Raw genomic sequence first — 21,991 nt, 5'->3', positions numbered from 1 at the left:
TGATCCTATTCAACGGCCCCGACAGCGCCTAAGCACAATTTCACGGTTCTATATGAATGTGACAAATCGTAAGATTTTTGGCGTGAATTTGCCAAGTATTTGTATGCGAACTGGCTGAAATCGCCGCATTGCGTCAGCTTCCGGTTTTTTCCCTACAGCTGAAGTCCTAGCCGCCTTCTAAGCTGTTGCATCGCCCTTCCAGGGCCTACAAATCCGGAGACAACGATGAACCAATTTCATATCGAGCCGACCATGCTGGCCACATTCGGCGGCGCGTTTTATCCGACCGGTTATTCGATGGTGATGTTTCCGGATGCAAAAGATGCGGCCCGCGTCGGGCAGCAACTGATCGACGCTGGCTTCGACGCACAAGACGTGATGCTGGTGCCACCCGCCATCGTCTTGTCGCAGATCACACCGACCGTGAGCGGCGCCGACGACCCCTTGCCGTCAGCTGGCACAGAGGGCGCAACCGTGCGCGCCCTGACCGAGCTGGCTCAAAAGGGGCACGCAGGTCTGTTGGTCAAGACCCACGATGAAGACACCGCCGATCGAATGATGAAAGCGGTGCGCGAAGTGCCGTATTCGATGGCCCAGCGCTATCGCGCGCTGGTCATTGAAGACCTTTGAGCGACGCTCTCCGAGCCAACTGAGCTGAGCCTCGCAAGGCGCTCAACTCGCCATGTGACTGGTCTTGGCGTTGACGATCTCTTCAGGCTCGTTCGCCTCGACCCAGGTCTCGCCATTGAGCCCGGCCTGCAGCCGATCCATGTCGAGTTCGTTGGTCCACTTGGCCACCACGATCGTCGCCACGCCATTGCCCACCAGATTGGTCAGCGCTCGGGCTTCGGACATGAAGCGGTCGATGCCGAGGATCAATGCCAGTGCACCAACCGGCACATGACCCACGGCCGACAGTGTGGCAGCCAGCACGATGAAGCCGCTGCCAGTCACGCCAGCCGCGCCCTTGGAGGTCAGCAGCAGCACCAGCAACAACGTGATCTGCTGCATGATCGTCATCGGCGTGTTGGTGGCTTGCGCCAAAAACACCGCCGCCATCGTCAGGTAGATCGAGGTGCCATCGAGGTTGAACGAATAACCGGTGGGAATCACCAGCCCGACCACCGACTTCTTGGCACCGAGGTTTTCCATCTTCTCCATCATGCGTGGCAATGCCGCTTCGCTCGATGAGGTGCCGAGCACGATCAGCAGTTCTTCACGGATGTACTTGACGAACTTCCAGATCGAAAAGCCGTGGTATTTCGCAATGCTGCCCAGCACCACGAAGACGAAGATCAGACAGGTCAAATAGAAGGTTGCCATGAGCTGCCCCAACTGCACCAACGAGCCGACACCGTACTTGCCGATGGTGAACGCCATTGCGCCAAAAGCGCCAATGGGTGCGACCTTCATGATGTAGCCCACGATGACGAACAGCACATGCGAGAACTTCTCGATCAGGTCGAACACCAGGGTGCCCCGGCCACCGAACTTGTGCAGTGCGAAGCCGAACAAAACTGCGATCAGCAACACCTGCAGGATTTCTCCCTTGGCAAAGGCATCGACGAACTGAGTCGGGATCACGTTGAGCAAAAAGTCGGTGGTCGAAGTCATCTTGCCCGGCCCGGTGAAGGCCGCGATGCCCTTGGTATCGAGCGCTGCAACGTCGATGTTCATCCCCGTGCCCGGATGCACCAGATTGATGATGACCAATCCGACGATCAGCGCGATGGTGCTGACCACTTCGAAGTACAGCAGCGCCAGGCCACCGGTTTTACCGACCTTCTTCATGTCTTCCATGCCGGCGATGCCGACCACCACGGTGCAGAAGATGATCGGCGCGATGATCATCTTGATCAGCTTGATGAAGCCGTCGCCCAGCGGTTTCATGGCCTCGCCGGTCTGCGGGTAGAAGTGCCCGAGGATCACGCCGATGACGATGGCGGTGATGACCTGAAAGTAGAGCGACCTGTAGAACGGCGGCTTCACCGCGGGCGCGGCGGTGGATGGTGCGGTAGACATGGCGTCTCCTTCGTATTTCTTGCTGTTGGACTTATGAATTCAGAACTTGGCTGCCGGTGCGGCTTTCGCAGCTTTTGCGCCGGTGGCGACTTTAGCGCGATCACTCGACGGCGTCCGCTTCGGTCCGCCGTGCGGCGAGCCATGAAAAAACCCGCCAGAGCGGGTTTTCGTCGAGGCGCGTTGCGAGCAAAGCTTCAATGCATGTGAAGTCCGCCGTTCACCGAGAAGTCGGCGCCGGTCGAATAGCCGCCTTCGTCCGTGGCCAGCCATGAAATGATCGAGGCAATTTCGCTCGGTTTTCCCAGGCGCTTGACCGGGATGGTGGCAATGATCTTGTCGAGCACTTCCTGGCGAATGGCGTTGACCATGTCGGTGCCGATGTAACCCGGGCTCACGGTGTTGACCGTCACGCCCTTGTTGGCCATTTCTTGCGCCAGCGCCATCGTGAAGCCGTGCATGCCGGCCTTGGCTGCCGAGTAGTTGGTCTGACCAGCCTGGCCCTTGGCGCCGTTGACCGAGCTGATGTTGACGATGCGGCCCCAGCCCTTCTCGACCATGTCGCCGACCACCTGCTTGGTCACGTTGAACATGCTGTTGAGGTTGGTCTCGATCACCGCGCTCCAGTCTTCCGGCGTCATCTTGATGAACATCCGGTCGCGCGTGATGCCGGCGTTGTTCACCAGCACGTCGATGGCGCCATGGTCGGCCTTGGCCTTGGCAAAGGCGTCGACGGTGGAAGCCCAGTCGCCGACGTTGCCGACTGACGCGAAGAATTCATAGCCTTCGGCCTTTTGTTCGGTCAGCCACTTTGCGTGGTCGCGCGTCGGGCCGCAGCCGGCGATGACGGTAAAGCCGTCCTTGTGAAGACGCTGGCAGATGGCGGTTCCGATGCCACCCATGCCTCCGGTGACGTATGCGACTTTTTTGCTCATGTTATTTCCTGGAATTCGGTACAGCCGGAACTGGCAAGGTGACTTTAGCGAAATTTGCCCTTGCGTCTTCTGAGGAAAACACTGACATGCGCGTGCAACCAGCTGTCACAAGCCGTATCTATACTCGTTCGATGTCATCGATTGAGCTTGCCGGCGTTGCCAAATCCTGGGGCCAGACCACCGCCCTCCACGCCATCAACCTCCAGATCGAAAAAGGCACCTTCTGCGTCTTGCTCGGCCCCTCGGGCTGCGGCAAGTCGACGACATTGCGCATCATCGCCGGGCTCGAAGTGGCAACTGCCGGCCAGGTGCGCATCGACGGTCGCGACGTGACCGACGCGCCGCCGGCGCAGCGCGGCATCGCGATGGTGTTTCAAAACTACGCGCTCTTTCCACACCTGACCGTCGCCGACAACATCACCTTCGGACTCTCGGTTCGCAAGACGCCTGCTGCAGAAATGGCAACGCGGCTGAAAGAAACGGCGACGCTGCTCGGCCTGACGGCTTTGCTCGATCGCCGCCCCGGCCAACTGTCGGGCGGTCAGCAACAACGCGTCGCACTCGGCCGTGCGCTCGTCGCGCAGGCGAGCGTCTGCCTGATGGACGAACCTCTCTCCAACCTCGATGCACAGCTGCGGCAGGAAATGCGGCTCGAACTGCGCGACCTGCAGCAAAAGCTCGGACTCACCGTCGTTTACGTCACGCACGACCAGACCGAGGCGATGAGCATGGCCGACCAAGTGGTGCTGCTGAACCTGGGCCGCGTCGAGCAGGCCGGCGCACCGCGCGAGCTTTACGCACAACCCGCCACGACCTTTGCGGCCCGGTTTATCGGCACGCCGCCGATGAATCTCGTGGCCATCGAGGCCGGCCGCATCGCGGGAAGCGACGTCGCCATCGGACTGACCGCAACAACGCTCGGCGTGCGCCCAGAGTCGATCTCGCTGGCGCCGCACATCGACAACCCCGAGAGCCTTGGCGTGCCGGCGCGCGTCGCCAGCGTCGAGTACCTGGGTGCCGATCTGGTCTTGCGCTGCACGGTCGGCACTCAAACGCTGCTGGTGCGCGCCGACGGCCGCCTCCGGGCGCAGCCCGGAGACACCGTGCGGCTGCACTGGTCGCCGCGCGACAGCCACGGCTTCGACGTCGCCGGTCAACGAATTCACTGACCTGCTTACTGACCCGCTTACTGACCTGCTTTCTTCCGTAGTTTTTTCGAGGACCACTCCCATGAGACGAAATACCTTTCTACGCGCCACCACCCTCCAGCTCGCTGCGGCCATCGCCGTGCTGGCAGGTGCGACGACGCCGCTGCACGCGCAAACACCGGTCGAAGTTCAGTTCTATTACCCGGTCGCCGTCGGCGGCCCGATCGCCAAGACCATCGACGGCTTTGCCGCGGGCTTCATGAAAGACAACCCCGGCATCAAGGTGACGCCGATCTACGCCGGCACCTACCAGGAGACCATCGTGAAAGCGCTCACAGCGCACAAGTCGGGCACGCCGCCGGTGACGTCGGTGCTGCTGTCGACCGACATGTTCACCCTGATCGACGAAGACGCCATCGTGCCGTTCGATACTTTCGCCAAGACGGCTGAAGACAAGGCGTGGATGGGCAGTTTCTACAAGGCCTTCATGCTCAACAGCCAGAGCGGCGGCAAGACCTGGGGCATTCCGTTCCAGCGCTCGACCGTCGTCATGTACTGGAACAAGGAACTCTTCAAAGAGGCAGGCCTTGACCCGGAAAAAGGCCCGACCAATTGGGCCGAGCTGAAAGAAGCCGCCACCAAGCTCACGAAGAAAGACGCCAGCGGCAAGACCACGCAGTACGGCGTCCAGATTCCGTCGAGCGGGTTTCCCTATTGGCTGTTCCAGACGCTGACGACGCCCAACGACGCGATCCTGGCGAACGAGGCCGGCACGCAGGTCAAGTTCGACGATCCGAAGATCGTCGAGGCGCTGCAGTACTGGGTCGACCTGGGCAAGGCCGGCATCCATCCGCCTGGCGTGGTCGAGTGGGGCACCACGCCCAAGGACTTCTTCGAGAAGAAGGCCGCGATCATCTACACGACCACCGGCAACCTGACCAATATCAAGGCCAACGCCAAGTTCGATTTCGGCGTCGGCATGATCCCCGGCAACAAGCGCAAGGGCTCGCCCACCGGCGGCGGCAACTTCTACATCTTCAAGAAGTCGACCCCGGCGCAGCAAGAGGCTGCGTTCAAGTTCGTTCAGTGGGTGACGCAGCCGGAGCGTGCCGCGCAATGGAGCATCGAGACCGGTTACGCCGGCACCTCTCAAGCGGCCTACGACACGCCCGCACTGAAGAAGTACGGCACCGATTTCCCGGTTGCGCTCGTGGCGCGCGACCAGTTGCCGGTGTCGGTGGCCGAGTTTTCGACGCACGACAACCAGCGCGTGACCAAAGCGCTGAACGACGGCCTGCAGTCCGCGCTCACCGGCACCAAGACGCCGGCGCAAGCCATGAAGGACGCGCAGACAGAAGCCGATCGCATCCTGCGCGCCTACAAGTGAACCGACGATCGGTCGATGCGTGGTTGATGCTGCTGCCGGCACTCGTGCTGCTGGTGGCCTTCACGCATTGGCCGGCGGTATCGACACTCGTCGACAGCTTTTTCTCGACGCCGAAAGGCAGCCGCGCGGCCGTGTGGGTCGGCCCTGAAAACTACCAGGCGATGGCAGCCGATCCGGTGTTCTGGAAGGCGGTGCGCAACAACCTTTGGTTTGCCGGCGCGACGATTCCGTGCTCGATCGGCCTCGCGTTGCTGATGGCGTTATGGGTCAACGAGCGCATTCGCGGCCGCGCATTCCTGCGCATGGCGTACTTCACGCCGACCGTGCTGCCGATGATCGCGGTCGCCAACATCTGGCTCTTCTTCTACACGCCGCAATACGGCTTGTTAGAGCAGATCACCGGTGCGCTCGGCCTGCCTTCGCAAAACTGGCTCGGCAGTCCGAGCACGGCTCTCGGGGCGGTAACGGTGGTCGCGATCTGGAAGGAGTCCGGCTTCTTCATGATCTTCTATTTGGCCGCGTTGCAGACGCTCAACCCCAGCCTGCGCGAGGCTGCGGCTATCGAAGGCACATCGCGCTGGTACTTCTTCAGGCGGGTGCAGTGGCCGCTGCTGATGCCGACCACGCTGTTCGTGCTGGTCAACGCTTTCATCAACGCCTTTCGCATGGTCGACCATCTTTTCGTGCTGACGCGTGGCGGGCCCGACAACGCGTCGACGCTGTTGCTCTATTACCTGTACGAGGTGGGCTTCAGCTACTGGGACACGGCATATGCATCGGCGATCACCGTGGTGCTGGTGGTCGTGCTGGTGAGCATTGCGCTGTTCCAGTTCTTCGTGCTCGACAAGCGGGTGCACTACAAATGACCGCGCGTGCGCCCTCCCAACAACTGGCCTACAACGCCCCCGGCTGGCTCGACACCATCGCTGCGTGGCTGCTGGCTCTGTTATGGATCTTGCCGCTGGTCTACGCGGTGTGGACCGCCTTTCACGCGCCCGAGTTTTCAACGCGCTTCAGCCTCACTGCGCCGCTCACGCTCGATAACTTTCGCCGCGCCTGGGCGGCCGCGCCGTTCGCGCGCTACTTCCTCAACACCACGCTGCTGGTCGCGATGATCCTGGTCGCGCAGCTGGTACTCGGCACGCTCGCCGCCTACTCGTTCGCGCGCTATGAGTTCAAGGGCCGCAACATCGCCTTCGCACTGGTGCTCGTGCAACTGATGGTGATGCCCGACATCCTGGTGGTCGAAAACTACAAGACGATGGCGCGGCTCGGCCTGGTCGACACGCTGCTCGCGATCGGCCTGCCCTACTTCGCATCGGCCTTCGCGATCTTCCTGCTGCGCCAGACCTTCATGGGCATTCCGAAGGAGCTAGACGATGCAGCGCGCGTCGAAGGAGCCAGTGCCATGCAGATGTTGTGGCGCGTCTATGTGCCGCTCGCCAAGCCGGTGTATACCGCCTTCGCGCTGGTCTCCGTCAGCTTCCACTGGAACAATTTTCTCTGGCCGCTGATCGTTACCAACAGCGTCAACGCACGGCCGCTCACCGTCGGGCTGCAGGTTTTTTCTTCGGTGGACCAGGGGGTCGACTGGTCGATCATCACGGCCGCCACGCTGATGACGTCGGCGCCGCTTCTGGTGGCGTTCCTGTTGTTCCAGCGGCAATTCGTGCAGAGCTTCATGCGGGCGGGGATCAAATGAAACTGGTGACGTGGAACACGCAATGGTGCCGCGGTCTCGACGATGTGGTCGACGTTGCGCGCATCGTCGACGGCGCGCGCGCCATGGCCGACTTCGACGTGCTGTGCCTACAGGAAATCGCGCAGGGCTTCGACACCCTGCCGGGCCAGCCAGGCGACCAGCCGGCACAACTGCAGGCGCTGTTACCAGGTTTTCGAATCTTCTTCGGCGCTGCGGTCGACGAGTTCACTGCCGATGGCAAACGCCAGCGCTTCGGCAACCTGATCGCCACGCGATTGCCGGTCGCACAGGTGCAGCACCACGCGCTGCCCTGGCCCGCCGATGCCGATGTGCGCAGCATGCCGCGCATGTGCAGCGTGATGACCGTGCGTGACGCCGCGCTCGGGCCGGTGCGCGTGATGACGACGCACCTCGAGTACTACTCCAAGGTGCAGCGCATGGCGCAGGCGCGTGCGCTGCGGCAATTGCACATCGATGGCTGCGCGCAAGCCGCAGCGCCGCCGCTGAAAGATGACAGTGGCTCGCCGTTTCAAACCAAGACGCACACGCCGCACGCGATCCTCTGCGGTGATTTCAATCTGGCGGCAAGTGAGCCGGAGTACCCGGTGATGCAGGCGCCGTTTCAGGTCGACGGCGATGCCGCGGCGCATGCGTTGCACGATGCGTGGCCGCTGGTGCATGGCGCGGCGTTGCACGCGCCGACCTTCCGGCTGTTCGACCGGACCTATGGCCCCGAACCGGTTGCCTGCGACTTCGTCTTCGTCAGCGAAGGCTTGGCGTCGCGTGTGCGCCGCATCGAAGTCGATTCCGTCACGCGCGCGTCGGACCACCAGCCGGTCGTCTTCGAACTGGATTGAGAGTCTGCGCGCAGTTTCGACGCGCCGGTTCGTTTGCGCTTAGCTCTGTCGCCTGTATCAGCGGTCGGGATGTTTCTTCTTGAAGCGCCGCTCTGCGCCGACCAGATGACTGATCAAGAGGTGCGAGATCAGGTTGACGCCGATGCCGCCGAACATCAACGGAAAAAGATAGAGCGCGAACGACACTTCGGAGTCGAAGACAGCGTCGTCGACCAGCGATGGCGTGCCGCGAACCGCCGTTTGCATGTGCTGCAAAAAGTAGACATCGAACCCGGCGATCGCGACCAGCGCGAGGCCCAGCGCCAGCACCGTGTAGCGCGAGACGCTCGGCTTCGCGAAGAGCACGGCGTAGATCGTCACCGGCAGGATCACCGACACGGCGACCATTGCCCAGAAGCTCAACTCCGCGAAGACAGAGTCGATCATGCTGAAGCTTTGCGCATCGAGGTGAGCCGCAACCGGGTCCGCACTTCGAAGCCCGGCGTCTCGTACAACTTGATGGCGGAGACGTTTTCTTCGAATGCGTTCAGCGCTCGATGGTCAACGCCACGCCCATGCCGCCGCCGATGCACAGCGAAGCAATGCCCTTCTTCGCGTTCTGGCGCTGCATCTCGTGCAGCAACGTGACGAGGATGCGGCAGCCCGAAGCGCCGATCGGATGGCCGATGGCAATCGCGCCGCCGTTCACGTTGACCTTGTTGACGTCCCAGCCCATCTCGCGATTCACGGCGCAGGCTTGTGCAGCGAAGGCTTCGTTGATTTCGAGCACGTCGAGGTCTTGCGGCTTCCATCCGGCGCGTTGCAGCGCCTTGGTCGACGCGGCCACCGGTCCCATGCCCATGATCGCCGGGTCGAGACCCACGGTCGCGAAGCTGGCGATGCGGCCCAACGGCTTCAGGCCGAGTTGTGCCGCCTTCTTGGCGGTCATGACCATCACGGCGGCGGCGCCGTCGTTCAGGCCCGACGCATTGCCCGCCGTCACACCCCCCGCCTTATCGAAGGCGGGGCGCAAAGCGGCCAGACCTTCGGCGCTGCTCTTGCGGTTGATGAATTCGTCCTTGTCGAAGACGAGCGGGTCGCCCTTCTTCTGCGGAATGTTGACGGCGACGATTTCGTCCTTGAACTTGCCGGCGTCCTGCGCGGCCGCAGCCTTGGTCTGGCTGCCCAGCGCCAGCTCGTCTTGCGACGCACGGCTGATATCGAACTTCTTGGCCACGTTCTCGGCCGTGATGCCCATGTGGTACTGGTTGTACACATCCCAGAGGCCGTCGACGATCATGGTGTCGACCAGCTTCCAGTCGCCCATGCGCTGGCCATTGCGCGAGTTGGGCAGCACGTGCGGCGCCATGCTCATGTTCTCTTGACCCCCGGCGATGACGATCTCGCTGTCGCCCGTTGCCACCGCTTGTGCCGCCAGCATCACGGCCTTCAGGCCGGAGCCGCACACGGCGTTGATGGTGAGCGCCGGGACCGACTTGTCGATGCCGCTCTTCAGCAGCGCCTGACGCGCCGGGTTCTGGCCGGCGCCTGCTGCCAGAACCTGGCCCATGATGACTTCACCGATCTGGTCGGGTGTGAGCTTGGCACGTGCCAGAACTTCTCGGATGACGATCGAGCCGAGCTCGGTGGCTGCGATGCCGGCGAGCGAGCCGCCGAACTTGCCGACGGCTGTGCGTGAGGCCGAAACGATGACGATGTCTTCCATGCTTTCTCTCCGATGGTGTAGTTGAAATGACTGTATTGCAAACAAGCTTCAGGCGGCGACCGGCGTCGTGGCTTTGGCCTTGACGTAGCGCCCTGGTGCCGGCTCGCTCGCCTTGTAGGCGCTGCCCTTGCCGTACGCCTTGGGCGCCGCGATCTGCTTGCCCGCGTGTCCCTTGAGCCATTGGGCCCAGTCGGTCCACCAGCTGCCGGGATGCTCCTGCGCGCCGGTCAGCCAATCGGCCTGCGACGCTGGCAGCTTGCCGTCTTCGCGAATCCAGTGGCTGCGCTTTTTCTTGGCCGGCGGATTGATCACGCCGGCAATGTGGCCCGACGCGCCCATAACGAAGCGCTTCTTGCCCTTCAGCAATTGGGTCGATGCATAGGCACCGCCGATCGGCACGATGTGGTCTTCACGCGAGCCGTAGATGTACACCGGCGCATCGATGGCGCCGAGGTCGATCTTCTCGCCGCACACCGTCAGCGCGCCCGGCACCTTGAGCTTGTTCTCGTGGTACGTGTTGCGCAGATACCAGACATAGAACGGCCCAGGCAAATTGGTCGCATCGCAATTCCAGTACAAAAGGTCGAACGGCGGCGGCGTTTCACCCTTCAGGTAGTTGCCGACGACGTAGTTCCAGACCAGGTCGTTCGGCCGCAAGAAGCTGAAGGTCGATGCCAGTTCGCCGCCGTCCAGCAAGCCGCCGGAGCCCATCTGCATTTCGCGAAACTTGACCATCGCCTCGTCGATGAAGATGTCGAGGATGCCGGTGTCGGTGAAGTCGAGCAGCGTGGTCAATAGCGTGACGGAAGCGGCCGGCTTTTCACCGCGTGCCGCCAGCACCGCCAGCGCCGTGCTGAGGATGGTGCCGCCGACGCAGAAGCCGAGCGTGTTGATTTGCTTGCTGCCCCCGATCTCCTGCACCAGATGGATCGCGTTGATGGCAGCGTCTTCGATGTACTGGTCCCACGTGGTGTCTCGCAGCGATTCGTCCGGATTGCGCCAGCTGATGACGAACACGCGATGGCCCTGCTCCACCGCATACCGGATGAGCGAGTTCTCGGGTTGCAGGTCGAGGATGTAGAACTTGTTGATGCAAGGCGGCACCAGCAGGAAGGGACGCTCGTAGACCTTGGCTGTCAACGGCTTGTATTCGAGCAACTGAAAGAGTTCGTTCTCGAACACCACCGCACCCTCGGTCGTCGCCACGTTGCGACCCACTTCGAAGGCCGTCTCGTCGGTCATGCTCAGATGACCCCGCTTCACATCGTCCAGCAGGTTCTTGAGGCCCTTGGCGATGCTCTCGCCCTGCGTGTCGATCGCACGCTTTTGCGCCTCGGCATTGAAGGCGAGTGAGTTGCTGGGCGACGACGCCGCCATCCATTGCTCGACCGCAAAGCGAAGGCGCGACTTGGTCTTGGCGTCGGCTTCGACCGCTTCGACCATGTTGAGCAAGGTGCGGCCGTTGAGCAGGTAGACCGCAGCCGTGAAAGACGAGACTGGGTTGCTGCCCCAGGCCTCGCCGGCAAAGCGACGATCGCTGCTGGCCGTGGTGGATGTCATGCCGGCCTTCCACAGTTCACCGGCCTCCGCCAGATACTGTTCTTGCAAGCTTTGCAGCTTGTCGGGGGCGAACGAAAGCTTGGGGAGATCGAAAGATGGCGTGGCACCGTTGGCACCGATCGACTGCAGAGACGTCAGTGCCTTGTCCCAGCCCTGCGTCAGCGCCTGGTGAAAGGGTGCGAAAGCATCGACCCCGTTGGCTTGTTTTTTCATGTGGTGTCTCCTGCTGCCTCGCCTGAATCGGGTGGCTTTTGAGTATGCTGCATTCGACCAGCGCTCACAACGCCGTGTTTTCGCCTAGCCCTTGTTTTCTACTCCGACAACGACAACGCCCACTCATGCACCTGGTTGTAATTGCCTGGCTCTACGTCACGATGATGATGGCCGTGGCGGAGGCCACCAACACCACCGGCACCGTGCTGGGTGCCAGCGTGACGTTCGTGCTGTACGGGCTACTTCCGGTTGGACTCATCATGTATTTCATGCTGACGCCCGCAAGGCGGCGGCGCGCCCGAGAACGAGAAATCGCAGCGCAGGAAAAGGCTCGCGAGGCGCACCAGTCGAGCAATCCGACTGGCCCCGATGGTCATCCGACCAGCGCTCCGGCAGATGACAACCTTCCGTCAGACCTTCCAGATCAGCGCGGCGAAGCGGCCGCTGCCAGCCTCCCGCCGGTACGAGAAAAACTGTGACGAGTTGCTAACGGTGCACCAGGCATCGCTGCCGTCGTTGCCGTAGACGGCTTCCACGCCCATCGCCCGCAGCCGCTGCCGGGCCAGCGCCGGCAAATCGGCGAGCCACTTGCCGGGCACCGCGCCAGGCTCGAAGCACGACGCGGCTCCGGCGGAATGCGCTTCGAATGCGGCCTTGACCTCCGAGCCGACTTCGAAGACCTTGGGGCCGATGCAGGGGCCGAGCCAGGCGATTATTTTTGAAGCGCCGCGCTCGTGCGCATCGCCTTGCGTCCCAGCGCCCGTTGGCCTCACGTCCTTCGTGAACGTGCCGAGGGTGCGTTCCAGCACGCCCGCAGCCAGTCCGCGCCATCCGGCATGCGCCGCTGCCACGCGCTCCCCGGCTTCGTCGGTGAACAGCACCGGCATGCAGTCGGCGACCATGATGGTGCAGGCGATACCCGTACCGGTGGTAGTGCAAGCGTCCGCTGCGATGGCACCTGACCCATCGGATGTGTCTGCGTCGAGCGCAGCGACATCGGTGCCGTGCACTTGCCGCAGGAACACGGGACGAACACCGATGACCGACCGCAGCCGCGACCGGTTCTCGATAACAGCCTCCGGCGCATCGCCGACGTGCTCGCCCAGGTTCAGGCTGGCGCAAGGGCCGGTCGAGACGCCACCGGCGCGCGTGGTGCAAAGCGCCCGGACGTTGGCCGGCGCCGGCCAGTCGGGCACCAGCGGCACCAGCGGCACCAGCGGCATGAGCGGCACCAACGACTTTGACGACTGCACCGCCATCAATTCTCCGCGTCCGGACACCGTGACGGATGCGCGCGCTGGAAGGCGTCGAGCTGCATGCAGGCCTCGTAAGCCGCCGTGGTGCGCGGCAGGCCGCTCAGATCGCAATCGAAACGCTGCGCGTTGAAGATCTGCGGCACCAGGCAACAGTCGGCCAACGTCGGCGTGTGGCCCCAGCAATACAGGGCGGCCGGCCGCTGCGCCAGCTGGCGCTCGAAAGCCTCCAGGCCGAGCCGGGTCCAGTGCCGGTACCACGCGTTCTTGGCCGCGTCGTCCAGCTTGAGGTCGCGCACCAGGTACTTCAGCACCCTCAGGTTGTTGATCGGGTGGATCTCGCAGGCGATGGTTTCCGCCAGTGCCCGCACATGCGCCCGGCCGGCGGGGTCGCGCGGCATCAGCGGCGGTTCTGGATGCACCTCGTCGAGGTACTCGATGATGGCCATCGATTGCGAAAAGCGCTCGCCTTGTTCTTCGCCCGCGGCAGGTTCGTCCTCGAAAAGAGGCACCAGCATGTCGGCCGAAATCTGCGGATAAGCACCTGCCAGATGCTCACCCCTGGCGATGTGCACGGGGAGGTACTCGTAGTCGAGCCCCTTCAGGTTGAGCGCGATGCGCACCCGGTAAGAGGCGGACGAGCGGAAGTAGTTGTACAGCTTCATCATGCGCCGAGCATAGCTTCGCAACGCCGGCGCGCGCAGGGGTAATGCGCAGGGGCGGTACCCTCTGGCACACTGCCGGTTCGGCGCGCAGCCGGCAGACAAAGGACACAACGCCATGGCATCAGAATTCGTTTTTCCACCTCCCGCGACCGTCTCGGTTCCCGTGGTGGGCCAGACCGCCCGCTTCGCGGTGCACCGCATCTATTGCGTCGGCCGAAACTACGAGGATCACGCCAAGGAAATGGGCTTCACTGGCCGCGAGCCGCCGTTCTTCTTCATGAAACCGGCCGATGCGGTGGTGGTGGTCGACGCCGGCCAGACCGGCACCATGGCATACCCGACGCTGAGCAAGAACCTGCATCACGAGATCGAGTTGGTCGCCTGCATCGGCACCGGCGGCAAGAACATCAAGGCGGTCGATGCGCACAAGCACATCTACGGCTATGCGGTCGGCCTCGACATGACGCGTCGCGACCTGCAGGGCGAGATGAAAAAGCAGGGCCGCCCCTGGGAGATCGGCAAGGCTTTCGAGCAGAGCGCACCGATCGGACCGATCGTTCCTGCGGCCGCGGCCGGCGACGTCGAAAAGGCCGAGATCTCGCTGCAGGTGAACGGCACCGACCGCCAGCGCAGCAACGTGAGCAAGCTGATCTGGAACCTGGGCGAAACCATCGAGCATCTGTCGGCGGCGTGGGAGTTGCAACCGGGTGACTTGATCTTTACCGGCACGCCCGAGGGCGTCGCAGCCGTGGTCGCTGGCGACACGCTGGTCGGTGAAGTCGCCGGTCTGCCATCGCTGACCGTCAAGATCGTTTGAACCCTCTTTAAAGCTGCCGGCCGATGACCTTTCGCGTTCCCATCAAGCACTGCAAGAATTGCGGCTCCGCGGTGGTCTACCGTCTTCCGGACGATGGCGACACCAAGGAACGCGCGGTTTGCCCCGCCTGCCACACCGTTCATTACGAGAACCCGCTCAACGTGGTCGGCACCATTCCCGTGTTGGGTGATCGCGTGCTGCTGTGCAAGCGAAACATCGAGCCGCGCTGGGGCAAGTGGACGCTGCCGGCCGGCTTCATGGAGCTGAACGAAAGCGCATCGCAAGGCGCTGCGCGCGAGACCGATGAAGAGGCTGGCGCGCATTTCGAAATGCAGGGTCTGTTCGCGGTGATGAGCGTGATACGGGTCGGTCAAGTGCACCTGTTCTATCGCGCCAAGCTGCTCGACGACGTGTTTGCTCCCGGCCACGAAACGATCGAGGCCAAGCTCTTCACCGAAGAAGAAATCCCCTGGGACGAGATCGCTTTTCGTACCGTGCGCGAAGCACTCGAATGCTTCTTTGCCGATCGCAAGCGCGGCAGCTTCGACCGGGTGCATACGATCGACATCGCCTGAAATCCATGAACCCTATTCACCGCATCGCCCGTCCCTTTTTGCGCACTCTCGGGGGCGCGTTGTTGCTCGCGGCGACGTTGAGCGCACATGCCGAAGTTGTCGGCGATGTCGACACCGCCTTCAAGCTGATCGGCCCCGATCACAAGATCGTGGTCGAGGCCTACGACGACCCGAAGGTCGCCGGCGTGACCTGTTATGTGTCGCGCGCAAAGACTGGTGGCGTCTCGGGCGCACTGGGCTTTGCCACGGACAAGGCCGAGGCGTCGATCGCGTGCCGTCAGGTTGGTCCGGTGAGCTTCAGCGGCGGGCCGCTGCCACTGCGCGAAGAAGTATTCAGCGAACGGCTTTCGATTCTTTTCAAGCGGCTGCGCGTGGTGCGCATGGTCGACACAAAGCGCAGCGCGCTCGTGTACCTCACCTACTCCGATCTGCTCATCGACGGCTCGCCGAAGAACAGCATCACCGCGGTCGCCATCGACCGCGGTACGCCCATTCCGGTCAAGTAACGGGCCTCACGAAACGCCAAGAGACTCGAGGATGCGCCTGGCACCGGACCAGCCCCTTCGCGTCTTGTACACGGCGCTGTGGCGCTTCGCGCTCGGCGCACGTGGCCAGCTGGTCGCCTCGCTGTCGCTGCTGACCACGTCTCAGCTCATCCGCCTGAGCATGCCTTTCCTGGCGGGCAAGGCCATCAACGCGCTGCAGCATGGCGAGCTGGGCATTGCAGTGCGCTGGATCGCCCTGTTGATCTTTGTCTACGTCGTTTCGTGGAGCGTGCACGGGCCGGGCCGCGTGCTGGAGCGCAACGTGGCCGTGCGCATCCGCGAGACGCTGGCCGACACGCTCTACGCCCACATCGCAGGCGCGCCGATGACATGGCGCGACACGCACCACTCGGGCGAATTGCAGCACCGCGTGCACCAGGCGAGCCGGGCGCTGTCGGACTTCGCGCAGAACCAGTTCGTCTACCTTGCCAACGCGGTCAGCTTCGTCGGGCCGCTGGTCGCGCTGGTACTGCTGTCGCGTGTCAGCGGGTTGATCGCATTCTTCGGCTACGTGCTGGTCGGCCTGATCATCCTGCGCTTCGACCGTGCGCTGATGAAGCTGGCCCGCACCGAGAACGACGCCGACCGGCGCTATGTCGCGGCCTTGCTCGACTTCATCGGCAACGCCTCCACGGTGGTCGGCCTGCGGTTGCAGCAAGCCTCGCGCGCGCTGTTGCGGCGGCGCATGGAGGCAGTGTCGACGCCGCTCAAGCGCACTGCGCTGCTCAATGAAGGCAAGTGGGCCACCGTGGACCTGCTCGGTCTCGGACTCACCTGGGCGCTGGTGCTTATCCACGTTTGGCACGAGCGCACGCCCGGCACGGCGGTGCAGCTGGGCACCGTGTTCATGATCTACCAGTACGCGCAGCAGGCCGCCGCAGTGGTCGGCTCGATGGCCGCCAACTTTCAGGGCTTTGCGCGCATGCACACCGACTACCTGAGTGCCGAGCCGATCTGGAATGCGCCCGATGCGGCGCCCGACACCGCGCACGCAATCGATGCCACGGCCAGCTGGAAGAACATGACCATCGATGGCTTGCGCTGGGACTATGCCGACACGTCGCGCGGCGGTGGCCTGCAGGATGTCGCGCTCACGCTGCGTCGCGGCGAGCGGGTTGCTCTCGTCGGCCCGAGCGGCGGCGGCAAGAGCACGCTGCTGCGCGTGCTGGCCGGGCTCTACGTGCCGCAGCACGGCAGCCTGTCGTTCGACGGTGCCCCCCGCGAATGGCGCTCATTGCGCACGCTGGCCACGTTGATCCCGCAAGAGACCGAGGTCTTCGAGGCCAGCGTGCGCGAGAACCTGACATTCGGCGAAGCGCACGACGATTCGAAGCTTCAGGCGGCCCTTCATTCGAGCGCGTTCGACGAAGTGCTCGAAGCGATGCAGGGCGACCTCGACACGATGCTGACCGAGCGTGGCTTCAACCTTTCCGGGGGCCAACGCCAGCGGTTGTGTCTGGCGCGCGGCGTGCTGGCGGCCAAGGGCAGCACGCTGCTGCTGTTGGACGAGCCAACCAGCGCGCTCGATGCCGCGACCGAGACGCGTGTGCTCGACCGCATTGCCGCGGGCTTTCCGGGTGCGTGCCTCGTCGCGTCGATCCATCGGCTCAGCGTGCTCGACCATTTCGACAGCATCGTGCTGATGGAAGCTGGCCGCGTGCGCGACTACGGCCCATGCGACGCGGTGCTGGCACGTCAGCCGCAACTACAAAAACTGGCGGCACACCCTAGGCCAAACCCTTAAAGTAAAAAAAGGCTACTTGTGGAACGTCTGGCATCGATTGCGTTCCAATGAGCGCCATGCACCTTTCGACCCTGATCCTTCGCGCAGCCGCGGCCGTCTTCATCGCTACCGGCCTCGTGGCCTGCGGCACCAACGTGCCGTTGAATGCGCCGCCGTCGCCCTCGCTGCCGCCGGTGGCGCAGCAGCCGCCTGTTGCTCCACCCGTCACGCCGCCGCCCAAACCAGCACCGCTCTTCGGTTCACCGGCAGCAGGCGCCACTATCGCGCGCTTCGACGGCAACAAGAGCAAAGGCCTGGACATCGCGGGCGAGTTGGGCGACCCGATCCTGGCATCGCGCGACGGCCGCGTCGTCATCGTCAGCAATGCGTTGAAGGCCTACGGCACGATGATCATCGTCAAGCACGACGACACCTACATCACCGCCTACGCGCACATCGACAAGGCGCTGGTCAAAGAGAACGACGTGGTGCGGCAAGGCCAGAAGATCGCCGAGATGGGCAAGAGCGGTACCGACCGCGTCAAGCTGCACTTCGAGATCCGGAAGCAAGGCGTCGCGGTCGATCCGGAGCCTTTCCTGAGCGGCAAACAACGCTAGGCTTCAGCGCGGCGGTGCGGACCTGAGCCAGGCGCCGTGCTCGGGTCGAAGCTCAGGCCTGCGCCGGCTCCAGCACGAAGCCGAAGTCGAGCGTGTGAAACGCGGTTGCCTGCACGCAGCCGTCGGGTGCCGTGCCCGGCGCATGACGCACGTAGTTGCCGATCAACGAGGTGCGCACCCCGAACACCGCATCGCTGTCGAGGTACGTATCGCCGTCGACGAAGACATGCGTGATGAGCGTCTCATAGCCCGGCGCCTTCACGATGAAATGCACGTGCGCCGGGCGCCACGGATGCCGCTTGACCGCGGCCAGCATGCGCCCCACCGGCCCATCGGTCGGAATCGGATAAGCCACCGGCAACACCGCCTTGAAGTTAAGCCGCCCTTCACCATCGGTCTTGAACACAGCTCGGCCTTGCGGGCCGGTGAGCTCCGGGCGTTGCACGTCGTAGAAGCCATCGGCGTCGGCCTCCCACACATCGACCTCGGCATGCGGAACCGCCTCACCGCCGATGCCGCGCACTGTGGCTTGGACGAAGAGCGGCTCACCGACCGCGCCGCCGGACATGTCGTCGCCCTGCTCGAGCTGCGGCGCGCCGTGCACATGAAACGGCCCGAACACCGTCGCCTCAGTGGCTTGCGGACTCTTCGAATGGTTGAGCGCCACCGTCAGCATCGACAGGCCCAGCGTGTCCGAGAGCAGGATGAACTCCTGCCGTTTCTCGTCGCACTTCTGCCCCGTGGCGGTCAGGAACTGGATGCCCTCCATCCACTCGGCCTCGGTGAGCTTCACCTCGCGCGCGAAGTCGTGCAGATGGCGCACCAGCGCCGACATCACTTCCTTCAATCGCGGGTTGTCGCAGCCTGCGATGCTTTCGAGTACGGCGGTGGTGATGGTGTCTTCGTTGATGTTTCTCATGGGGAACGGTCTCCTGAAATTTCAATCAGCCGGCGCTGCGTGGGAAAGAGCGACCAGCCCCAGCGTTGCTGCGCGTAGCCCCACAAGCCCTGCTTGAAGAAAAGGGTGACCACGATCGCGAGCAGGCCGAGGCCGAGCAAATACCAAGTGCCATAGTCGCTCAAAAATTTGTTGAGCGCCCAGAAGATCACAGCGCCGACGAGCGGCCCTTCGATGCGACCGATGCCGCCGATCACCACCATGAAGATCGCGAAGGCCGACCAGTTGACGCTGAAGGCTGCATCGGGGCTGATGCGCAGATTGCCAACGAAGTACAGAGCTCCCGCCAGCCCGGCACCGAAGGCCGCCACCACATACACGGCGAGCTTCATGCGCGCCACCGGGATGCCCTGCGATTCGGCCGCCACTTCGTTGTCGCGTATCGCGAGCAATGCCAGGCCGCGCTTGCTGCGGAGGAAAAGAAAAACCAACGCGATGGCCGCCACCACGCAAGCCAGTGCCATCCAGTAGGTCACGCTTTCGCGCGTCGCTTTCTCGATACCACGCAGCGCGGTGAGCGTGGTGCCGGAGCCACCCCCCACCGCAGACACGTTTGCGAAGCTCAGGCGAAACACTTCGGCGATGACCCAGGTGCCGATTGCGAAGTAGCCGCCCGCCAGCCGGAACGCGACGTAAGACACAGGCACCGCGATGAGCCCCGCAGCGACGGCACCCAGCGGAATCGCGACAAACGGATTGAGCCCGAGGAAATTTCCGAGCATCAGCATCACGTAACCGCCAAAACCGAAGTACGCCTGCTGGCCGATGCTCACCATGCCGCCATAGCCCGCGAGCAGGTTCCACATCATCGCGAAAATGAAGTAGCAGGCGACCTGTACGAACTCGCGCATCCAACTTGATTCGCCCCAGAACGGCAGGCTCGCCGCCAGCACGACGAGCACGGCCGCCACTACCAAAGCGGCACGGCTGGCGGCGGTACCGCGCACGACGTCGACATTCGAATCGGTCACTTGCGTCATCGGCATCATCCTCGGGTCTTCGGAAAGAGCCCCTGCGGGCGCAGCACCAGCACGAGCAGAAAAACGATGTGGCCGAACCAGATGCCCCAGCCCGGATCGAGCCTGAAGCCGATCTGCTGCGTGATGCCGAGGATCATCGCGCCGGCCAGCGTGCCCCAAAAGGAACCCATGCCGCCGATGATCACGGCCTCGAAGGCAAAGAGCAGCAGCAGCGGGCCATCGGACGGCGACACCGTTGTGCGCATACCCTGCAACGCCCCCGCAATGGCGATCAGCACGAAGGCGATTGCCGTTGCCAGCGCGTAGACCTTCTTCGCGTTGAGGCCCATGAGTTCGGCGATCTCGCGGTCATCCGACACCGCCCTGAACGAGCGACCGAGCGCCGTGCGTGCGAAAAGCCACTGCAGGGCGGCCGTCGCCACCAGCGCGATAGCAAGCACGATCAGCGGCAACACGCCGACCGACAGCGACTCACCAATGCGCAAGCCTTGCGTGTTGAGACCAGCCGTCTCGATGGAGCGCGGGTCGGCCGAGAACAATTCGAGCAGCATGTTCTGGATCACGATCGAGAGGCCGAAGGTCACGACCAGCGACGGCAGCGGATCTTTGCCGAGCGTGCCGTTCAACACGTAGCGCTGCAGCGCGTAGCCGAACCCGAAGGCGATCGGCAACACGGCGAGCGCTGCCACCGCCACCTGCAGCGGCGCATCTCCGAACAGCGACGTGCTCGCGATCACCGTAAAGGCGCCAAGGATGATGAAGTCGCCCTGCGCCGTGTTCGTCAGCCGCATCACGCCGAACATCAGCGACTGGCCGAGCGCGAACAGCGTGTAGAGACCGCCGAGCAGAATGCCCTGGAGGATGGTTTCGATCAATGCAGTGGCTCCACTCGCGTTACGTTTCGTGCTGCCATCACAAGCCGAAGTACGCCTGCGATATCTGTTCGCGCGTCATCGAAACGGAGCGGCCCTGCAACGACACACGCCCCTCCTGCAGACAGTAGATGCGTTGCGACACGCGTTGCGCCATCGTCACGTCCTGCTCGACGATGACCACCGTCATGCCTTCACCCGTGATGTCGGGCATGGCGGCGTAGATCTCGCGGATGACGATGGGCGCCAGGCCCAGGGACAGCTCGTCGCACAACAGCACATCGGGGTTGCTCATGAGTGCCCGCCCCAGCGCCACCATCTGCTGCTGGCCACCCGACAACGACGTGGCAGGATGGCTGCGCTTGTCGGCCAGGATGGGAAAGAGCGCGTAAAGGCGGCTCAGGTTCCACGGCCCCTTGCGCTGTGTGAGGCCACCGATCAGCAGGTTCTCCTCGACGCTCAGGCTCGGAAACAGACGCCGGCCTTCCGGCACCATCGCGAGACCGCGCTTGACGATCTCGCCGGGGGGTAATCCGCCAATGGTTTCGCCCTTGAATCGCACCGCATCGCGCGGCGCGCGAACCAGGCCGGTCAGGCACTTGAGCAGCGTCGACTTGCCCGCACCATTGGCGCCGATGATGGCGACCAGTTCGCCTTGCGCCAGCGTGAAGTCGACACCGAACAGCGCCTGCGCATCGCCGTAGAAGGCTTGCAAGCCCTGTGTCTGCAATAGAGCCGTCACGCTTCCATCCCCATGTACACACGGCGCACTTCGCCGTCGTTCATCACGGCACGCGGTTCGCCCTCGGCCAGCTTCTGTCCGAAGTTGATGACGAACAACCGGTCGGCAAGCGACAGCAGCGCATGCACCACATGCTCGATCCAGATCATGGTCATGCCACGCGACTTGATGCGCTGCAGTTCCTCGACCAGCTGCTTGGCCTCGTGCTCGGTAAGGCCGCCCGCGATCTCGTCGAGCAACAGCAACTTGGGCCGCGTCGCCAACGCCCGCGCAAGCTCCAGCCGTTTGCGATTCAGCAGCGTCAGGCCACCCGCCGGCTTGTTGGCGTGCGGCATGAGCCCGGTCTGCTCCAGCACCTCGTGCGCCGTGTTCCAGGCTTCCCGCTCGCTTTGCTGCGCCCCGAAGCAGGCAGCGGTCACCAGGTTTTCGAACACGCTCATGTTGCCGAACGGCTGCGGCACCTGATAGCTCCGGCCGATGCCGGCCTGGCAGCGCTGATGCGGCTTGAGCCCGGTCACGTCGCGCCCCTCGTACTCGATGCGGCCGGCATCGGCCCGCGCGTCGCCCGAGATCAGGTTGAACAGCGTGGTCTTCCCCGCGCCGTTCGGCCCGAGGATGCCCAGCGTTTCGCCCTCGCTCACCGACAACGTGATGTCGTCGATAACCTTGAGCGCGCCGTACGACTTGCTGACCCCGTGCAGCGCCAGAAGCGTCATCG

General features: G+C 63.4%; 24 protein-coding genes. 12 read left to right on the top strand and 12 right to left on the bottom strand.

What is annotated here, in order from left to right:
- Positions 1 to 225: 225 nt before the first annotated feature.
- Positions 226 to 630: a hypothetical protein gene (locus QN413_RS09655; RefSeq protein WP_323496397.1), complete on the top strand. Its 405-nt coding sequence runs from the start codon at positions 226 to 228 to the stop codon at positions 628 to 630.
- Positions 631 to 672: 42 nt separating this feature from the next.
- Here QN413_RS09655 and QN413_RS09650 read toward each other — a convergent pair whose 3' ends face one another.
- The gene (locus QN413_RS09650; protein ID WP_323496396.1) at positions 673 to 2,022 is read right to left on the bottom strand and encodes a dicarboxylate/amino acid:cation symporter; all 1,350 of its coding nucleotides are present in this window, start codon (positions 2,020 to 2,022) and stop codon (positions 673 to 675) included.
- Positions 2,023 to 2,216: 194 nt separating this feature from the next.
- Complete coding sequence (gene phbB, locus QN413_RS09645) at positions 2,217 to 2,954, bottom strand: acetoacetyl-CoA reductase (RefSeq protein WP_323496395.1); 738 nt, start codon at positions 2,952 to 2,954, stop codon at positions 2,217 to 2,219.
- A gap of 131 nt (positions 2,955 to 3,085) precedes the next feature.
- Here phbB and QN413_RS09640 point away from each other — a divergent pair, with 131 nt between their 5' ends.
- The 5 genes from QN413_RS09640 to QN413_RS09620 all read left to right on the top strand — a co-directional run bounded on the left by QN413_RS09640 (position 3,086) and on the right by QN413_RS09620 (position 8,048).
- A complete protein-coding gene (locus tag QN413_RS09640; protein ID WP_323496394.1) occupies positions 3,086 to 4,123 on the top strand; it encodes an ABC transporter ATP-binding protein in 1,038 nt (345 codons plus the stop codon).
- 61 nt (positions 4,124 to 4,184) lie between these two features.
- Complete coding sequence (locus QN413_RS09635; protein WP_323496393.1) at positions 4,185 to 5,489, top strand: ABC transporter substrate-binding protein; 1,305 nt, start codon at positions 4,185 to 4,187, stop codon at positions 5,487 to 5,489.
- A gap of 26 nt (positions 5,490 to 5,515) precedes the next feature.
- Positions 5,516 to 6,355 carry a sugar ABC transporter permease gene (locus QN413_RS09630; protein ID WP_323496507.1) on the top strand — a complete coding sequence of 280 codons (840 nt, stop codon included), beginning with the start codon at positions 5,516 to 5,518 and terminating at the stop codon, positions 6,353 to 6,355.
- Positions 6,352 to 7,191 (top strand): carbohydrate ABC transporter permease, encoded by an 840-nt coding sequence (locus QN413_RS09625; protein WP_323496392.1) that lies wholly within the window; start codon positions 6,352 to 6,354, stop codon positions 7,189 to 7,191. Before QN413_RS09630 ends, QN413_RS09625 begins: the two co-directional genes overlap by 4 nt.
- Positions 7,188 to 8,048 (top strand): endonuclease/exonuclease/phosphatase family protein, encoded by an 861-nt coding sequence (locus tag QN413_RS09620; RefSeq protein WP_323496391.1) that lies wholly within the window; start codon positions 7,188 to 7,190, stop codon positions 8,046 to 8,048. Before QN413_RS09625 ends, QN413_RS09620 begins: the two co-directional genes overlap by 4 nt.
- Positions 8,049 to 8,105: 57 nt before the next feature.
- On the opposite strand, the gene QN413_RS09615 is transcribed toward QN413_RS09620, so the two are convergent.
- The 3 genes from QN413_RS09615 to phaC all read right to left on the bottom strand — a co-directional run bounded on the left by QN413_RS09615 (position 8,106) and on the right by phaC (position 11,526).
- Positions 8,106 to 8,474, bottom strand: a complete 369-nt coding sequence (locus QN413_RS09615) for a hypothetical protein (protein ID WP_323496390.1) — start codon at positions 8,472 to 8,474, stop codon at positions 8,106 to 8,108.
- A 100-nt stretch (positions 8,475 to 8,574) separates the two neighbouring features.
- Positions 8,575 to 9,753 carry an acetyl-CoA C-acetyltransferase gene (locus QN413_RS09610; RefSeq protein WP_323496389.1) on the bottom strand — a complete coding sequence of 393 codons (1,179 nt, stop codon included), beginning with the start codon at positions 9,751 to 9,753 and terminating at the stop codon, positions 8,575 to 8,577.
- Between the two features lie 48 nt (positions 9,754 to 9,801).
- Positions 9,802 to 11,526, bottom strand: coding sequence for a class I poly(R)-hydroxyalkanoic acid synthase (gene phaC / locus QN413_RS09605; protein WP_323496388.1), 1,725 nt, complete (start codon positions 11,524 to 11,526; stop codon positions 9,802 to 9,804).
- Positions 11,527 to 11,651: 125 nt separating this feature from the next.
- Here phaC and QN413_RS09600 point away from each other — a divergent pair, with 125 nt between their 5' ends.
- Positions 11,652 to 12,005 (top strand): hypothetical protein, encoded by a 354-nt coding sequence (locus tag QN413_RS09600; protein ID WP_323496387.1) that lies wholly within the window; start codon positions 11,652 to 11,654, stop codon positions 12,003 to 12,005.
- On the opposite strand, the gene pgeF is transcribed toward QN413_RS09600, so the two are convergent.
- Together pgeF and maiA are read right to left on the bottom strand one after the other, a co-directional pair.
- On the bottom strand, positions 11,937 to 12,749 hold the full coding sequence (pgeF, locus tag QN413_RS09595; protein WP_323496506.1) for a peptidoglycan editing factor PgeF: 813 nt from the start codon (positions 12,747 to 12,749) through the stop codon (positions 11,937 to 11,939). The two genes, QN413_RS09600 and pgeF, sit on opposite strands and share 69 nt — an antisense overlap.
- A 35-nt stretch (positions 12,750 to 12,784) precedes the next feature.
- Positions 12,785 to 13,444 (bottom strand): maleylacetoacetate isomerase, encoded by a 660-nt coding sequence (maiA, locus tag QN413_RS09590; protein ID WP_323496505.1) that lies wholly within the window; start codon positions 13,442 to 13,444, stop codon positions 12,785 to 12,787.
- Between the two features lie 115 nt (positions 13,445 to 13,559).
- Between maiA and QN413_RS09585 the strand changes: the two genes are divergently transcribed.
- The 5 genes from QN413_RS09585 to QN413_RS09565 are packed head-to-tail and all read left to right on the top strand — an operon-like array spanning position 13,560 to position 17,721.
- Positions 13,560 to 14,261: a fumarylacetoacetate hydrolase family protein gene (locus QN413_RS09585; RefSeq protein WP_323496386.1), complete on the top strand. Its 702-nt coding sequence runs from the start codon at positions 13,560 to 13,562 to the stop codon at positions 14,259 to 14,261.
- Between the two features lie 23 nt (positions 14,262 to 14,284).
- Positions 14,285 to 14,836: an NUDIX hydrolase gene (locus QN413_RS09580; RefSeq protein WP_323496385.1), complete on the top strand. Its 552-nt coding sequence runs from the start codon at positions 14,285 to 14,287 to the stop codon at positions 14,834 to 14,836.
- 5 nt (positions 14,837 to 14,841) lie between these two features.
- Positions 14,842 to 15,342 carry a CreA family protein gene (locus QN413_RS09575; protein WP_323496384.1) on the top strand — a complete coding sequence of 167 codons (501 nt, stop codon included), beginning with the start codon at positions 14,842 to 14,844 and terminating at the stop codon, positions 15,340 to 15,342.
- Positions 15,343 to 15,373: 31 nt separating this feature from the next.
- Complete coding sequence (locus QN413_RS09570; RefSeq protein ID WP_323496383.1) at positions 15,374 to 17,125, top strand: ABC transporter ATP-binding protein; 1,752 nt, start codon at positions 15,374 to 15,376, stop codon at positions 17,123 to 17,125.
- Positions 17,126 to 17,181: 56 nt separating this feature from the next.
- Positions 17,182 to 17,721, top strand: a complete 540-nt coding sequence (locus QN413_RS09565; RefSeq protein ID WP_323496382.1) for a peptidoglycan DD-metalloendopeptidase family protein — start codon at positions 17,182 to 17,184, stop codon at positions 17,719 to 17,721.
- Between the two features lie 52 nt (positions 17,722 to 17,773).
- Here the strand turns inward: QN413_RS09565 and QN413_RS09560 are convergent, their stop codons facing one another.
- From QN413_RS09560 to QN413_RS09540, 5 genes are read right to left on the bottom strand one after another with little or no spacing between them, the layout of a single operon-like run.
- Positions 17,774 to 18,640: an intradiol ring-cleavage dioxygenase gene (locus QN413_RS09560; protein ID WP_323496381.1), complete on the bottom strand. Its 867-nt coding sequence runs from the start codon at positions 18,638 to 18,640 to the stop codon at positions 17,774 to 17,776.
- Complete coding sequence (locus QN413_RS09555) at positions 18,637 to 19,659, bottom strand: branched-chain amino acid ABC transporter permease (protein WP_323496380.1); 1,023 nt, start codon at positions 19,657 to 19,659, stop codon at positions 18,637 to 18,639. The genes QN413_RS09560 and QN413_RS09555 overlap by 4 nt, the downstream gene beginning before the upstream one ends.
- A gap of 5 nt (positions 19,660 to 19,664) precedes the next feature.
- Positions 19,665 to 20,534 carry a branched-chain amino acid ABC transporter permease gene (locus QN413_RS09550; RefSeq protein WP_323496379.1) on the bottom strand — a complete coding sequence of 290 codons (870 nt, stop codon included), beginning with the start codon at positions 20,532 to 20,534 and terminating at the stop codon, positions 19,665 to 19,667.
- Between the two features lie 37 nt (positions 20,535 to 20,571).
- The gene (locus QN413_RS09545) at positions 20,572 to 21,273 is read right to left on the bottom strand and encodes an ABC transporter ATP-binding protein (RefSeq protein ID WP_323496378.1); all 702 of its coding nucleotides are present in this window, start codon (positions 21,271 to 21,273) and stop codon (positions 20,572 to 20,574) included.
- The gene (locus tag QN413_RS09540) at positions 21,270 to 21,989 is read right to left on the bottom strand and encodes an ABC transporter ATP-binding protein (RefSeq protein ID WP_323496377.1); all 720 of its coding nucleotides are present in this window, start codon (positions 21,987 to 21,989) and stop codon (positions 21,270 to 21,272) included. Before QN413_RS09540 ends, QN413_RS09545 begins: the two co-directional genes overlap by 4 nt.
- Between the last annotated feature and the right edge of the window lie 2 nt (positions 21,990 to 21,991).

It is taken from the genome of Variovorax sp. LG9.2 (assembly GCF_035018885.1).
Lineage (GTDB): Bacteria > Pseudomonadota > Gammaproteobacteria > Burkholderiales > Burkholderiaceae_C > Variovorax.
Note: the sequence above shows the minus strand (reverse complement) of the source record. Positions and strands in the feature narration are given on the sequence as shown.

Excerpts from the sequence above, each read along its gene's own strand:
- QN413_RS09655 (WP_323496397.1), top strand. The coding sequence starts at position 226 with ATGAACCAATTTCATATCGAGCCGACCATGCTGGCCACATTCGGCGGC.
- QN413_RS09650 (WP_323496396.1), bottom strand. The coding sequence starts at position 2,022 with ATGTCTACCGCACCATCCACCGCCGCGCCCGCGGTGAAGCCGCCGTTC.
- phbB (WP_323496395.1), bottom strand. The coding sequence starts at position 2,954 with ATGAGCAAAAAAGTCGCATACGTCACCGGAGGCATGGGTGGCATCGGA.
- QN413_RS09640 (WP_323496394.1), top strand. The coding sequence starts at position 3,086 with ATGTCATCGATTGAGCTTGCCGGCGTTGCCAAATCCTGGGGCCAGACC.
- QN413_RS09635 (WP_323496393.1), top strand. The coding sequence starts at position 4,185 with ATGAGACGAAATACCTTTCTACGCGCCACCACCCTCCAGCTCGCTGCG.
- QN413_RS09630 (WP_323496507.1), top strand. The coding sequence starts at position 5,516 with ATGCTGCTGCCGGCACTCGTGCTGCTGGTGGCCTTCACGCATTGGCCG.
- QN413_RS09625 (WP_323496392.1), top strand. The coding sequence starts at position 6,352 with ATGACCGCGCGTGCGCCCTCCCAACAACTGGCCTACAACGCCCCCGGC.
- QN413_RS09620 (WP_323496391.1), top strand. The coding sequence starts at position 7,188 with ATGAAACTGGTGACGTGGAACACGCAATGGTGCCGCGGTCTCGACGAT.
- QN413_RS09615 (WP_323496390.1), bottom strand. The coding sequence starts at position 8,474 with ATGATCGACTCTGTCTTCGCGGAGTTGAGCTTCTGGGCAATGGTCGCC.
- QN413_RS09610 (WP_323496389.1), bottom strand. The coding sequence starts at position 9,753 with ATGGAAGACATCGTCATCGTTTCGGCCTCACGCACAGCCGTCGGCAAG.
- phaC (WP_323496388.1), bottom strand. The coding sequence starts at position 11,526 with ATGAAAAAACAAGCCAACGGGGTCGATGCTTTCGCACCCTTTCACCAG.
- QN413_RS09600 (WP_323496387.1), top strand. The coding sequence starts at position 11,652 with ATGCACCTGGTTGTAATTGCCTGGCTCTACGTCACGATGATGATGGCC.
- pgeF (WP_323496506.1), bottom strand. The coding sequence starts at position 12,749 with ATGCCGCTGGTGCCGCTGGTGCCGCTGGTGCCCGACTGGCCGGCGCCG.
- maiA (WP_323496505.1), bottom strand. The coding sequence starts at position 13,444 with ATGAAGCTGTACAACTACTTCCGCTCGTCCGCCTCTTACCGGGTGCGC.
- QN413_RS09585 (WP_323496386.1), top strand. The coding sequence starts at position 13,560 with ATGGCATCAGAATTCGTTTTTCCACCTCCCGCGACCGTCTCGGTTCCC.
- QN413_RS09580 (WP_323496385.1), top strand. The coding sequence starts at position 14,285 with ATGACCTTTCGCGTTCCCATCAAGCACTGCAAGAATTGCGGCTCCGCG.
- QN413_RS09575 (WP_323496384.1), top strand. The coding sequence starts at position 14,842 with ATGAACCCTATTCACCGCATCGCCCGTCCCTTTTTGCGCACTCTCGGG.
- QN413_RS09570 (WP_323496383.1), top strand. The coding sequence starts at position 15,374 with ATGCGCCTGGCACCGGACCAGCCCCTTCGCGTCTTGTACACGGCGCTG.
- QN413_RS09565 (WP_323496382.1), top strand. The coding sequence starts at position 17,182 with ATGCACCTTTCGACCCTGATCCTTCGCGCAGCCGCGGCCGTCTTCATC.
- QN413_RS09560 (WP_323496381.1), bottom strand. The coding sequence starts at position 18,640 with ATGAGAAACATCAACGAAGACACCATCACCACCGCCGTACTCGAAAGC.
- QN413_RS09555 (WP_323496380.1), bottom strand. The coding sequence starts at position 19,659 with ATGACGCAAGTGACCGATTCGAATGTCGACGTCGTGCGCGGTACCGCC.
- QN413_RS09540 (WP_323496377.1), bottom strand. The coding sequence starts at position 21,989 with ATGACGCTTCTGGCGCTGCACGGGGTCAGCAAGTCGTACGGCGCGCTC.